This is a genomic window from Skermanella stibiiresistens SB22, assembly GCF_000576635.1.
In the GTDB taxonomy this organism is placed as follows: domain Bacteria; phylum Pseudomonadota; class Alphaproteobacteria; order Azospirillales; family Azospirillaceae; genus Skermanella; species Skermanella stibiiresistens.
Genome location: NZ_AVFL01000046.1, coordinates 1 through 13,878, shown reverse-complemented (window position 1 = coordinate 13,878; position 13,878 = coordinate 1). Strand labels below are relative to the sequence as shown.

The 13,878-nt window shown below is 60.9% G+C and carries 12 protein-coding genes; 8 read left to right on the top strand and 4 right to left on the bottom strand.

Translation table 11 applies throughout. The features are described 5' to 3' along the window. Positions 1-96 precede the first annotated feature (96 nt). The 4 genes from N825_RS32415 to N825_RS39395 all read right to left on the bottom strand — a co-directional run bounded on the left by N825_RS32415 (position 97) and on the right by N825_RS39395 (position 4,211). Positions 97-2,280 carry a mechanosensitive ion channel family protein gene (locus tag N825_RS32415; RefSeq protein ID WP_198039007.1) on the bottom strand — a complete coding sequence of 728 codons (2,184 nt, stop codon included), beginning with the start codon at positions 2,278-2,280 and terminating at the stop codon, positions 97-99. A gap of 19 nt (positions 2,281-2,299) precedes the next feature. Continuing rightward, positions 2,300-3,070 carry an enoyl-ACP reductase FabI gene (gene fabI / locus N825_RS32410; RefSeq protein WP_037460899.1) on the bottom strand — a complete coding sequence of 257 codons (771 nt, stop codon included), beginning with the start codon at positions 3,068-3,070 and terminating at the stop codon, positions 2,300-2,302. Between the two features lie 208 nt (positions 3,071-3,278). Then, positions 3,279-3,797, bottom strand: a complete 519-nt coding sequence (locus tag N825_RS32405; RefSeq protein WP_037460897.1) for a hypothetical protein — start codon at positions 3,795-3,797, stop codon at positions 3,279-3,281. A gap of 150 nt (positions 3,798-3,947) precedes the next feature. Further along, positions 3,948-4,211, bottom strand: a complete 264-nt coding sequence (locus tag N825_RS39395) for a hypothetical protein (RefSeq protein ID WP_157619698.1) — start codon at positions 4,209-4,211, stop codon at positions 3,948-3,950. 692 nt (positions 4,212-4,903) lie between these two features. On the opposite strand from N825_RS39395, the gene N825_RS32400 reads away from it, so the two are divergent. The 8 genes from N825_RS32400 to N825_RS32365 form a co-directional block, all read left to right on the top strand. Next, on the top strand, positions 4,904-6,763 hold the full coding sequence (locus tag N825_RS32400; RefSeq protein ID WP_037460895.1) for a tetratricopeptide repeat protein: 1,860 nt from the start codon (positions 4,904-4,906) through the stop codon (positions 6,761-6,763). Between the two features lie 427 nt (positions 6,764-7,190). Beyond that, positions 7,191-7,601 (top strand): Rap1a/Tai family immunity protein, encoded by a 411-nt coding sequence (locus tag N825_RS32395; RefSeq protein ID WP_157619697.1) that lies wholly within the window; start codon positions 7,191-7,193, stop codon positions 7,599-7,601. Positions 7,602-7,639: 38 nt separating this feature from the next. Then, positions 7,640-7,918 carry a glycine zipper family protein gene (locus N825_RS32390; protein WP_037460929.1) on the top strand — a complete coding sequence of 93 codons (279 nt, stop codon included), beginning with the start codon at positions 7,640-7,642 and terminating at the stop codon, positions 7,916-7,918. Next, a complete protein-coding gene (locus N825_RS32385; protein ID WP_084165266.1) occupies positions 7,915-8,847 on the top strand; it encodes a DUF2092 domain-containing protein in 933 nt (310 codons plus the stop codon). Before N825_RS32390 ends, N825_RS32385 begins: the two co-directional genes overlap by 4 nt. Beyond that, on the top strand, positions 8,844-9,620 hold the full coding sequence (locus N825_RS39390) for a hypothetical protein (RefSeq protein ID WP_157619696.1): 777 nt from the start codon (positions 8,844-8,846) through the stop codon (positions 9,618-9,620). Before N825_RS32385 ends, N825_RS39390 begins: the two co-directional genes overlap by 4 nt. Before the next feature lie 71 nt (positions 9,621-9,691). Continuing rightward, positions 9,692-11,572 (top strand): esterase/lipase family protein, encoded by a 1,881-nt coding sequence (locus N825_RS32375; RefSeq protein ID WP_157619695.1) that lies wholly within the window; start codon positions 9,692-9,694, stop codon positions 11,570-11,572. After that, positions 11,569-13,005, top strand: a complete 1,437-nt coding sequence (locus N825_RS32370; RefSeq protein ID WP_037460891.1) for a hypothetical protein — start codon at positions 11,569-11,571, stop codon at positions 13,003-13,005. The genes N825_RS32375 and N825_RS32370 overlap by 4 nt, the downstream gene beginning before the upstream one ends. Before the next feature lie 327 nt (positions 13,006-13,332). Continuing rightward, the coding region (locus N825_RS32365; RefSeq protein WP_037460926.1) for an IS6 family transposase at positions 13,333-13,878 on the top strand (546 nt) is incomplete at its 3' end.

Sequence of the window (13,878 nt, the reverse complement as noted above, 5' to 3'; positions counted from 1 at the left end):
TTTCAAGTGTCCTCCCTGTTGCGGTTGCGGCGGACCTGGACACCATCGCCGCGAGCGGCCGGCCAGGGCCTTCGAAGTTCAAGGGTCTCTACCCTTCTACTCAAGCACGCTGCGGATCGCCTGCGCCGCGGCGAAGCCGACCGCGCGCTCGCCAGCCTGGGCATCGTCGACCCGAACGACCACGCCGCGGCCGACCAGATCGATGCCGTTCGCCTTGAAGGCCTTGAGGATGCGTTGATAGGCTTCCCGCCGGATCACGAACTGCTCGCCGGGTTTGGTGACGTATTTGACGCCGATGATTACGGCATCGTCCTCGACGCGGCGCACCCCTTGCGATTTCAACGGCTCGATGAAGCTGGGCCCCATCTCGGGATCGGCTTCCAGTTCCCTGCCGATCCCCTTGATGACCCGCTTGACCAGATCCAGGTCGGTATCCGGCGCGACACGGAATTCCAGACGCATCAGCGACCAGTCACGGGTCAAATTGGTCAGCGCCTTGATCTGCCCGAACGGCAGGGTGTGGACCGCGCCACGGTGGTGACGCAGCTTGAGCGAGCGCAGCGAGATCCCCTCGACAGTGCCGCGCAGATTGCCGACCTCGACATAGTCGCCTATACGAAAGGCATCCTCCAGCAGGAAGAATACTCCGGACAGCACATCGGCGATGGTCGACTGGGCGCCCAATCCGACCGCGATGCCGACGACGCCGGCGCCCGCCAGCAGCGGGCCGATCGCAATTCCCATGGAGGACAGGACGATCATCGCGACGATGGCGATGAGCACGACCTGAAGGAATTTTCGGACCAGCGGCAGCAGGGTCGCCATGCGCTGCGCCGTCCGCGCATCTCCGACCTTGTTGGTCGCCATCATGCGATCGAAGGACCGGGCAAGCAGTTCCCACCCGACATAGCCGAGCAGCAGGATGATGCCGATGTCGAACAGCAGGCGCAGGACGATGCCGCCCAGCCCGATATGGGTGCTGGGATCGAAGCCCCAGATGAAGGCTGTCGCCACCACGGTCAGCACCATCAGGGCGGCCCATACCGCTCGCATCAATCGGAGAGCGGCCTTGCTGTCGGCCTGTTCATCCGATGTCCGATAGAACCGGATGATCGGCAACCGAAGCATCAACGCCAGCAACGGTACGGCCGCCGAGAGAAACAGGCTCAGCAGCAGCCGCAGCCCTGTCCCAGGTTCCTGCCTCAGGGTCGCGGCGGCGGCGCTCAGCCACAGACCGGCAAGATAGAGGGTTACCAGAGACAGTCCCAGGATGAGAGTCGGAGTTTCGCGGGTTCCCAGTCCGAGATGACTGTTGAGCGCATGGGCCATCGCAGGCCGCCTGCTCCATAGCCGATACAGCAGGTAGAGGAACGGTGCCGTGCTGATCGGAAGAACCAGAGCGATCAACGGATCATAGGCCGTCCCCAGTGCGCCAAGCAAATCCGCTAGTCCCAGCGTCGCTGCGGTGAGCGAGGCTGCGACGACTGCGGTTTGATAAATGGATCGGGCACCCTGGTCGCCGACGGGCAGCAGCCGCCTTTTCGGATGGTTCGGCGCGCACAGGAACCGGATGACCAGATCGGCGAGGAATACGGTAATCGTCGCCTCCAGCACCGCCACCAGGATCGCCGGAGCTGCGGGATGTGAGGGGCGCAGGATGGCGTAACCCAGCAGCAGACCCACTAGGAACGCGGTACCCCATACTGAATGAATACCGAGACTGCGAGCGGCCCGGTATAGGACCTTGTCGCCGTCATTCGGATCAGGGTCGGGCGGATCAGGGTCGGGCGGGTCAGGATCGGGCAGCAGCCGTCGAACAGTCAGCAGAGCCGCAGCCCCGACAGCGAACAGAAACAGGATCGATAGAACGAGCTTTGCCGGACCTACGGCGGCATCCTGCCCGTTGGGCCGGGCAAAGGCATCCGCAATAGCCGCAGGCACACGCGGAAAGGCGCCAGCCACGGCATCGATCCGGTGCGCAAGGGCCGCTGCTGGTGCGGTTTCCTCCGTGGGCCGCCGGGTTCCCTCACCCTCCGATCCAGTCAGCAGGCGCGGGCGCATTGCCTCGCGCAGCTCCGTCTCATCCATGACACCGAGCACGGCATCCGCCTGCTCCGGCGTCAGCCCACCGGGGAACGCTCGCAGCAGGATGTCGACCTGCTTGCCGGGCGTACCCGCCGCCGGCTGTGCCAGGACCGGCGGCGGCAAGTGCAGAAGCAGCGCAACAAGAACGGCCAGTGCTACAGCCGGGAGCCGGATCGGACGGTTCCCAGCCGACAAGTTCCTATCCGGCAAGTTCCTACCCGACAATATGATAGCCGCCATCGATATAGAGCGTGAGGCCGGTCAACTGCCTCGCGGCATCGCTGGCCAGAAATGCGGCGCATGGCCCGATGTCCTCGACGGTGACGAGATGGTGGGTCGGCGCCCGTTCCGCAGTGCGTGCGAGCAGCTCGTCGAACCGGTCGATGCCGGACGCCGCGCGCGTCGCCATGGCTCCTGGGGAGAGGGCGTGAACGCGAATGCCCTTGCCGCCCAGTTCCGCCGCCATGTAGCGGACCGAGCTTTCCAGAGCGGCCTTCACCGGTCCCATCATGTTGTAGTGTTCGACCACCTTTTCCGCACCGAAGAAAGTGACCGTCATCAGGCACCCTCCCCCGGTCATCAGGGGTTCGGCCAGCTTCGTCATGCGGATGAACGAGTGACAGGAAACGTCCATGGCGAGGGCGAATCCTTCCGCCGAGCAGTCGACGACGCGGGCATGCAGGTCCTCGCGGGGGGCGAAGGCGACGGAATGGAGCAGGAAATCGAGCCGGCCCCAGCGTTCGCGGATGGCGTCGATCACCGCCTCGAGTTCGCCCGGCTGCCTGAGATCGCATGGCATGGTCATGCCGGCACCAAGCTTTTCCGCCAGCGGCCGCACATAGGGCTCGGCTTTCTGGTTGAGGTAAGTGACGGCAAGTTCCGCACCCATGTCCCGGAACGCCGTAGCACAGCCGTAGGCGATGCTGTGCTCGTTGGCGATGCCCACGACGAGACCGCGCTTTCCCTGAAGAGAATAGATTGTCATGGAGTGCCTCCGTCGATTGGACGCCGTGAAGTGCAGGCAGGCTGCAACGATCCTCCAGGTGCCCGGATGCGGATGGCTGCCTGTATCGACGTCCGAGTGCAGCCATCCTGCGGGGGCTGATACCGGTAAACCGTCTAATCAGGGGAACAGGGGACGAGATAATCAGCTTTCCATCCCCATTCCCGCCTCAAGGATCACAGCCACCCGCTCAAGGCATCATCGGCAACTGCGAGGCGATCTGAAGGTCGACGATCTTCAGCAGGGGCATCTCGATCTGGTAGAACTGTGCTGCCCGCCTGTTGGTCAGCGCCTTCTGGAACTCCGGCAGGTACTGCTTCAGGAGACCGGTGCGCTGAATATCCAGATCGATGGCCTTGCTGGTCAGTTCGCCGGACTTGGCGTCGGTCATGTTTTTGTAATTGTCGGCGTAGTCGTTGATCAACGCCACCTTCTCGTCGCCAAGGCGCTTCAGCTCGGCTTCGTAGCGCTCGTAGACCGGCCAGAACTTATCGGCTTCGGCCTGTGTGAACGCCAATTTTTCCCCGATGATCTCCCGTGCGTCCTGACGCACATCCCGGCGCACGAGCTCGATATAATAGTCGGAGTTCTTTTTCTGGGCCTCGCTGCTGGGAGGTGCGGCACTCCCGGTGGACATCGTCAAACCACCCAGTAGCAAAACGGAGACGATGCTGGCGCTGATGAACGGATATGATGTTGCGCGGCTCACGGTTCCACCTCTCATGATAAGATACCGGCTTTCGAACATGCTCAGGCACTGGGAGCCGCAGGCAGGGCCGCAGCCACGCACCGAGGGCCGCAGGATGGAACCAGGCGTGGGGTGGCGAAAGTGTGATACGGTAACATTTGCCGGCCCGTTTCATGCGGAGCGACCGGAGGCATCGTTCCACTGATGCAGCTCAAGCAGAATTTCACGCTCGAGATCCAGGATAAGGGCGCGGCAGGCCTCCGCGCGCTCGAAAGCGGCCGGACTGTACACGGTTTCACACTGACGCAGAGCCTCGACCGCTGCTCCGTAATCTTCGCATAGTCCATGGAAAAACCGGTTGTCCGAACTGTACTGCTTGACAGCGTTCGCCAAGTCCGGAAACCGCTCGACGACGTACCGTGCCCCATCCGACATGGATGCTCCTGTCGGTTCTAGAGTGAGCCTGTCAGGACGTTGGGATAAGGGGTGACGTGCGGGCACGTATCCCAGGAATACCAGCACAGATACTGAAACGGACCGCCCGCTCCTGTAAAGGCTGCAACCGTAACTTGATACCGTAACATGCCAGGCTCACCGCATTTGCGTACGGAAAAATCGATAGGGACATTGTGGATTAAAGGCACATATCACTCCAGAAATGATGAAATTCGCATTCTGATTGTCGTCAAATGCAGATCGAAAAGTATTGTGCCATGATAGGTTCATTCAGAGACATTATCGACAGCAATCATGCTGTAAAAATCTCGCTTGCTCAAATGTTAATAACTAATAATCATTAGCGAAAAGAATATTATTCAATTATTTTGAATGTACAATAGAGAATTAGCGAAACAAAATATTTTTATATTTTGTGGGATGATGTGGAGAATATGTTAAATGATTATTCCACTGGACAATCCATGGATTTTGAATTTAAGGTCAACGCTTCGCATCAACGGACACACGGTTCATTGTCAGTTCATTCGACCGATGGTTTCATTTGTTTCTTTCAACACCCAAAGGTTGAGAACCAAAGCAGAACCAGACTTTCCAGGCACTAATGCAATTGCCCACAATCGCGTGCAGCCGAACCCTCCTTTTGCCGCGATCAATAGAAGGCAAGTCCTATGTCACACGATGCCGAACAGGAAATTTCTGCGCATCTCATCCATGACGCACTTCAGCACGTCATCAGCAGCCGGAATTTCGCGAATTCCGACAGAAAGAAATGTTTCCTGAAGTTCATCGTGCAGGAAACGCTTGCCGGGCGCTCAGACCGGATCAAGGCCTACACCATCGCGGTCGATATCTTTGGACGCAGCCCGAGTTTCGATCCGACGGCCGATCCGCTGGTCCGGATTGAAGCCGGTCGGATGCGCCGCTGTCTGGAGCACTACTATCTGACGGAAGGAGCCTCGGACAGGGTTCAGATCACTGTCCCGAAAGGCGGCTACGTGCCGCATTTCAGCCTGAGGACAGAAGCCAAGTCCTTGGTTGCCCCGGTTATGGCAGACGAACGGATGAATGCCGGACGAATGCCGGCAGTCATTCCAACCCCGGCGGTTTTTGATCAAGCCCCTGCCGCACTGGCGTCCTCAAGTCCTCTTCCGCACAAGCCGCTGCGGCTTGGGGGGCGCCTTCCAATTGTTCGCCTCCTCCTTGCGATCCTGCTGGCGGTCACTCTTATAGGGGCGGCCGTTCTGTTTCTTCTGCTGGAGCCCCAGGAAACGGAAAAGGGCCGGATAATTGCCGAGCGGGGACCAACCCTCATCGTCCTGCCTTTCGAAAATGACAGCGGCGACCCGGCGCAGACCATCTATGCCAGGGGCACCACCGAGGCTGTGATCGGCGCTCTGATCTTGTTCAAGAATATCTTCGTCCTCGGTGCCGACAGCAGCTTCCGCTTTCAAACGCAGAAGGTTCTGCGCGATGCGATTCCGGGGGTGCGCGTGGACTATGTGCTGAAGGGCAGCATCAACCGGATGGACAGCCGGATCGTGATCAACGTCGCGCTGCTGCGGGCGGAGGATCATCAGTATCTCTGGTCCGGCAGTTTCCGCCAGGAGTTCAATCCCGGCAACATGATCGATCTACAGCAGGATATCGCAATGCAGGTCGCCCGCATCGTGGTACAGCCGCATGGCGTCATCGACAAGGCGGAACTGCGAAGTAATGCTGGCCGCCCGCCGGACGCGCTGTCTTCCTACGAATGCATCCTGCAAACGCGAGAGTACTGGCGCCAGCCGAATGCGAAGCAGCACAAGCAGGTTCGAGCCTGCCTGGAACAGGCGATCCGGATGGATCCCAACTATGCGGATGCCTGGGCGGCACTTGCCTTCATTTACACGGATGAGATCCGGGTCGATTTCAACCCCAATGCCGAGCGTCCCGATCCGGCCGGCTCAGCTCTGGAATTAGCGCGACGCGCCGTAGCATTGGCGCCGGACAGTCCATTGCCGCTCCAAGCCGTCGCGATTGCCCACTGGCTGAGGCGTGAGCCGTACCTCAGCATTGCAGCGTACGAACACGCGCGGACCCTTAACCCGCACGACAGCGACATTCTTGCCGATCTCGGGAGGGCTTACAGCCTGACCGGTGACTGGGACAGAGGCATTCCCCTCATAAGGGAAGCCTTCGAACGCAACCCGGCTCAGCCAAGCTGGTACCGCATGTTCATCGCCATTTTTCATTACATGCATGGGCGATACCCCGAGGCTCTGGAGGAGGCCCGAAAAATTGGGACGCCGGATCTTGTCTACACCCATGTCATACTGGCGATGATCTACGGCCAGATCGGAAGCAAGGACGAAGCCAACTACGAGGTCAATGAAATTCTCCGGCTTTATCCGGATTTCGGCGAAAAAGCCATGTTCGAGTTCGAGCGGCGGAACATCGCCCCGGCTATCATTGTCGGGATGGTCGATGGGCTGAGGAAAGCCGGACTTGATGTCTCTTCCCATGAGGAAGCAGCCAACCAAAAAGACTGAACGCTCGTTTATCGGGTACCGTCTTCGGATTGGTGATACAGGTGCATGTTACCGTATCATGGCCGAAATTTATTGAATGTTACTTCCTGTCACAGCGCTGATCAGCGTTCAATAATCTTAAGGATCAATAAAATACTCCGGCTTGCGCACTCGCAAACTTGGACAAAGGGTTCTCATGGCTGCGTCATGAAATTCAAGGGAAGCTCAAGGAGATCAGCGAGAGTTTCGCCGCAATAGATGCGCTGCCACTCAGCATAGAACTCATGAATACCGGCTGCGAGGTTTCATCGAAAGGTGCCTTGGCGGCGTACCCTGCCGATCATCACGCACTTCATGATCCGTAGAGCGCTATCGACCACATTCCAAGGCCAGTGACCCGCTGAACCGCGATACTTCGTCGCCGATGGTTGCTACATGGGAGCATACGATGAAACACCGACAAAAATCTGTTCTGCTGGTGGTCATGGCTGCCATGACTGTCATGGCAGTCACATCTGTACGCGCGCAAAAGACGGCCGACCCTTCCGAAACCGATTTCCAAGTCACGAACACCGGCGAACTCGTACGGCTGTGTGAGGCGTCGCCGACCGATGCTACCGGGATCGCCGCGCTGCACTTCTGCCACGGTTTTGCGGTCGGAGCTTACCAATACCATCAGATCGCTGCGGCAGCCGAAGCGAAACCGCCGCTGTTCTGCGAGCCGAGGCCGAAGCCGATGCGCAACGAGGCTATCGCAGGCTTCGTCGCCTGGGCGAAGCAGAACCCAGGTGCCATGAACACGCTGCCGGTCGAAGGGATCTTCCGCTATCTGGCTCAACATTATCCATGTAGCCGCTGACTGCTGCGTTCCAGGTAGTGAAACCAGTGGAGATTGACATGTGTCTTCAAAGGACGTTCAAGCGGTTGATCGGCGTCACGGCCCTGGTACTCTCCCTCACCGCTTGCAGTGACATGTCGGCGACACAGCAGCGAGCGCTGACCGGTACGACCGGGGGTGCTGCCGGTGGGGCGCTGATCGGGGCCATTGCCGGCAACGCCGGCATGGGGGCGGCCATCGGCGCGGGCGCCGGTCTGGCCGGCGGTATGCTTTACGACTATCACAAGAAGGGCGAAGCGGCTGCCTACCAGCGCGGCGTGCAGGAGGGACAGCGATGACGGTTGCCCGGTGGCTGTCATGGTCCGCGCTCCTCCTCTTCCTGACGGTTGGACCTGCGGCGGGCGCTCAGGAACAGGCCTCCCAGGAACAAGCGTCCCAGGAGCAGCCGACTGATCAGTACTTGTCGGATGACGACCAGCCGGCCGAAGATGCGCCGATGGACGTCGAGGCGCTGGCCGCCCTGCATCTCATGGCCGATAAACTCGCCCAAGCCCAGGGGTTCAGCGTGACCATCCGGGCTGGCTTCGACGTCGTGCAGGACACGGGTCAGAAAATCACGTTCGGCGAGCGACGCCAGGTCACGCTGAGCCGTCCCGACCGGCTGCGGATCGAGGCGGAGGAGAGCGACGGGAAGAAAACTCTGGTAACCTATGACGGCCACGCGATCACCGTGTTCGATCGCGAAGACAATGTCTATGGGCAGGTCGAGAAGGCAGGCAGCGTCGACGACGTGATCCGCTACGTGGTTCAGGATCTGGACATCCGGCTGCCGCTGGCGCTGCTGCTGGTCACCACGCTGCCGGAGGAACTTGATCAGCGGCTTGAGGCGATCGATTATGTCGAGCGGGATATGCTCACCACGGTGCCGACCGATCACTTGGCGGGTCGGGGCGCCGATGTGGACTTCGAAGTCTGGCTGGATACCGGCAATACACACCTGCCTCAACGACTGTCGATCACCTACAAAAACGAAGAGGGCGCGCCGCAGTATCGGGCCGAGTTTTCTGACTGGAAACTGAACCCTGACCTCTCGCAAGTCGATCTCGCCTTCATCCCACCGGATGGGGCCCAGCGCATCCCATTCCTGGTCAGGGTCCGCCGGCAACCCGAAGATCAGCCTCCTATAACCGGCGAAGCGCCCGCCAATCAAGCGCCACCCAATGCCGCCTCGTCCGAGTCCGGCAGCCTGGAAGGAGCGTCGAAATGATATCCCGTCCAGCAAGAACCGCCATCGCTATTGCCTCGTCGCTTTTCCTGACCGCCGCAATGGTGGCTGACGCAGCCGCGCGTGGAGGACGCGGCGGTGGCGGTGGCGGGCGCGGCGGCGGGGCCGGTTTTTCCCGATCGGGTGCAGCTTCCAGCGGCAGCTTCTCAGGGCAGAGATCCGCCTCGGGAGGCGGAGCCGCCGCTCGGCAGGCCGGAGCCACCCAGCGGTCGGGTCAGCGCGCCCAGACGCAGCAGACCGCGTCGCGCCAGGCAGGGGCGACCGAGCGTTCGGGCCAGCGAGCCGAGACTCAGCAGACCCGCACCCAGGCGCGCGCCGATACGCGCACATCCGGTCAAGCGGAGCGGACCGAGCGGCAGGGGCAGAGACAGCAGGGCCAGACCGAGCGTACCGATGCCCGCCAGCAGGGCCAGACCGAGCGGACCGACGCCCGCCAGCAAGGCCAAACCGAGCGCACCGAAGCTCGCAGCAATGCGGCGCAGAACATCAGCGACGACTGGGATCATCATCATGACCACTACGATGATGACGATGATTGGGGATGGGCAGTCGCCGGAGTGGCGGTCGGCGCGACGGTGGGCTACATGGCGGGTGCCGCATCGAGCCCGACCTATGTAACAGTCCTTCCCTGCTCGCCACACGTCGTAGCAGCCGGTGGGGTAAGCTATTACGGTTGCGGCGGCACCTGGTACAACCAGGCTTACGTGAACGGAAGCGTCACGTATGTCACCGTCGGGGCGCCTCCCGGATATTAGGAACGGCGGGTCATTATGCTTCCGGCAAAGGTACCCCCAGGATGGCGCGGCTAGATCTCCGACTTAAGGGCATGATTCTGCTGGCCATGATCTTCCTGGCCTGCGGCTGTGCCGGACCGATCAGCGTCGAGCGCCTGGACCACGCGACGCTGCATCAGGAACTCACCCGCAACGTCCTGTCGGCGCGCACGCTCAGCGATCAGACCCGGAACGTGCTGCGGCAGTGGGATCTGGAGGCTCTTTTCTACGAGCGGCCGGAATACGCTATCTCTGAACTCCATGCGGCGTTCGCCGAGGGGCGAGGCCAGGCCAACGAGCTCTTTGCCCTTGCGGAGATGTCGTTCGTCCAGGCGGCAGAACATGATAATCGCCCTTACTACCTGGCATCCGCCCTCTACGCCTACGCCTTTCTGTTTCCAGGATCCGCGGGCCAGCCGCCTGACCCCTATGATCCACGGCTCCGGCTCGCGAGCGACCTGTACAATCGCGGCTTGACCTCGGGACTGGCTACTGATGAAGGGACCGAGATCACCATCCGGTCGGCGATCTACCAGCTGCCGTTAGGCCAGCTCGACATCTCTTTCGATCCACGTGATCTCGCGTGGGGCGGACGCCAGTTGACCGGCTTCTTCCCGGTCGCCGAGCTGGAAATCCACGGCCTGAACAACCGCTATCGCCAGTCCGGAATCGGCGCGCCCCTGGCAGCAGGTACGGCCCAGGCATATCTGACGACAGGTTTCCAGGTTGCTCCGCGCGTCAAGACGCCGGTAACCGCCCTGCTGCGCGTTGATGATCCCTGGCGTCAGCTTGGCAGCGGCACGGTTCACGGGCAGCTTGAGCTCTATGCTGCTTCCGATGCTGGATCGGTTCTGATCGATCACCGGCAGGTTCCGCTGGAGATCGAATATACCGCCTCGCTCGCCTACATGCTGAGTGGAGTCCCGGCCTGGGAATTAGAATATGTCGGCTTTCTGAGAGGCAACCTGCTCGACAGGAACGTGCCGTCACGGCTGGTCGCACTGGAGCCTTATCGATCCGGGCGCATTCCTGTCGTATTTGTTCATGGGACGGCGTCAAGTCCCGTGCGCTGGGCCGAGATGCTGAACGACCTGAGGAGCGGCCCGCGCATCCGTGACTATTATCAGTTCTGGTTCTTCGCGTACGAAACGGGCAATCCGGTCCCTTATTCCGCGTTGCTGCTGCGTGAAGCGCTTCAGAACGCAATTGCCGCTTTGGACCCGGACGGAACCGATCCATCGCTGCATGAAATGGTCGTCATCGGCCACAGCCAGGGCGGCCTGCTGGCCAAGATGGCGGCGATCGATACCGGCGACAGGTTCTGGAACGCGGCATTCAAGAAGCCGCCCGAGGAACTGGATGTCAGCCCGGAGAGCCGCGAGATGCTGAAAAGCGCCCTGTTCATCAAGCCGTTTCCATCAGTCAAGCGCCTCATCTTCATCGCCACCCCTCACGGCGGCAGCTATGTCGCCGGTGACCGGATCAGCCATTACATCGCAAGCCTGGTACGGTTGCCCGGCAACATCCTGAAAGCGACTTCGGAAGTAGGCACGCTGGGTATCGAGACATCGGTCTTGGCAGGGCAGGCAGGGTTCGGCAGTATTTACGGCATGACACCCGGCAGTCTGCTGGTCCAGATGCTGGCGCGCACCCCTATCGCCCAAGGGGTCAAAGCGCATTCTATCATTGCCGTGCGCGGCGACGGCCCGGTTGAGACCGGGGATGATGGCGTTGTCGATTACAGGAGTGCCCATATTGAGGGCGCTGAGTCCGAGTATGTCGTTCGCTCCGGCCATTCGACTCAGTCCGATCCTCACACGATCGAAGAGGTCCGGCGAATTCTACTCCTCCACTTGGCGGAGTCCTGCGTCAGGAGCGGGATCTGCGGGGCGATGCCCAATCGTCTTGCACTCGTGGCGGGCAAGCCGCGATGAGCCCCGGCCTGCGGCTCACAGCTGTTCATCTGGCTCTTTTCCTGACCGGCATGCTGGTGTCCCGTACCCCGATAATGGCGGACGAGCAACGTTGGCTGCCCGTATCGCAGGTCATGTCCGAGCTGTCCGCTAATCCTGACTTCGTGGAGGCATTGTACAGGCGCCTGGGCCATGACCCGAAAGCGGGGGGCATCCTCGGACCGGAAGAGATCAAGCGGCTGCGCGAACTGATCCTCGGCAAGAACTTCGAGGCACTGGACCTTTTCCCAGGGATGACTGTAACGGGAATGGGGCGAGCCGTTCAGCTCGCAGCGGCGGCCATGGACGCTTCCGGAAATAAGGCAGATCCGCAGCCGGAGAGAACCGAGGGAGCGAACCTCGAAGAGGAACTGGGATTGCCCGCAACAGGCGATCCCCCGGCACCGGACGCCTATCTGCGGCCCCTGGGTTTCGGATTACAGGCCGGCGACCGGATCGACCCCGTGCTCGCCAACGAATATGCCAGCAGCCAGCGGCTTGCCGATGTGCTGAATCGCCTCTCGTTGAATTCGCCGGGCGGCGGAAAACGATACCGGGTCGCGACAGGCGGACAGTCAGTGGATGCGGCGGATGCCCTGATGGAAGCCCTGATGACGTCCGGACATGACCTGGAAGTCAAGGACTCCCGGTATTTCGCCAATTTCGGTGACCTGATATATCGCGGCCGCGACGTCCTCACCCCGTTCTGGATCGATACCGGGATTCCGGTCCCTGGAACGGATCGGACCCTGCTGGTCCCGGTCAGCCATTCGCAGCACGAGTTCATCATCCGCGGCCCCGTGGTCGACGCCGATCTGTCCTTCTACTTCGGGATCGACGGAGAAGCCGTGTTCCGCCCGAGCGTGACCCGGGATCAAGCCTGGGTCATGGGCAGGGTCGCGCATCGCTACCGGGGAACCGAAGCCGTGGAGGTGACACGCCTGGCCGGCAGTATCGTGCGCACATACACCGCGATCAAGCAACGACATCGGGAACTTCCGTTCGGCGGTTATTATTCGCTGGGCGTGTGCAACGACGTCAACGCCATGATCGAGATGAAGATGCACGGCGGGACATCCCTGTTCCCCTTGACGCTCGACCCCCGGTTCTTCTCAGGTGGCGGCGAAGTCGATCAGCTCGCCCGGAGCCTGCCGCTGGACAACGGGCGGGATAGCGAGCCGGATCCACGGCGCATCCTAGGCTCGATCCCGGTCGCCAACCTTACCATGCTTCCCCTGCCCTCCCTACGGGACGACCTGGAGACGGTAAGTGCCGCGTGGCGGAGCGGTACTCTCCCGCTGACCGGTTCGGATTACACTCTGATCTGGGCTGTTGCATTGATCGCGGCGCTTCCGGCCATTCTGTGGCTTGTCCGAAGGCAACAAAGGCTGATCCAGAGCAGAAACATCGGATAAAAAATAAATTCAACGGACGCAATCAATATCGGGCACAGCAGAAAACTATATGCTCAATTGGCGGCCCAAGTCCCTCACGCGAAGTCGCAATCAATCTTCAATGCCAGTATATAAATCCCTGCCGTGACCCCAGTATTACAGTTGCAGCGTCAAGGACTCCTCCCGGCGTTGTCACGGGAACTTGTCTGACTTGCAAAGACCCCGAGGTTTTGGCAACTCTCACGCAGCAGCGGCCGCAGCATTCCAATCGGCCATGGCCTGGGCCCGGCACCGTCAACTTGACGGCTTGGTGTTGCCGGTTTGGTGGTTGGTAGGTACGAAGGGGGCATGCCGACACCACCCTGCATCCCTAGCTATGCCGGCTATCGGTTCCCCGCCGAAGTGATCAGCTACGCAGTTTACCTCTACTTTCGTTTTCCGTTGAGCCTTCGGATGGTGGAGGAGATGCTGGCGGTGCGCGGGATCGAGGTCAGCCATGAAACCGTGCGCAAATGGGGTCTGAAGTTCGGCCGGGAGATCGCCAACGGGATCCGCCGACGCCGGCTACAGGGCGGCGACAGGTGGCACTTGGATGAGATGGTCGTGACGATCGCGGGCAAGAAGCACTACCTGTGGCGCGCAGTCGATCAGGACGGCTTCGTGCTCGATGCCCTGGTCCAGAGCCGACGCGACAAGAAGGCGGCCAAGCGCCTACTGCGCAAGCTCCTGAAGAAGCAAGGCCGGGCGCCACGCGTCATGGTGACCGATAAACTGCGCAGCTACAGCGCGGCGAAACGGGAGATCATGCCTGGGGTCGAACACCGCCAGCACAAGGGCCTCAACAACCGGGCCGAGAACTCCCATCAGCCAACGCGACGACGCGAACGACAGATG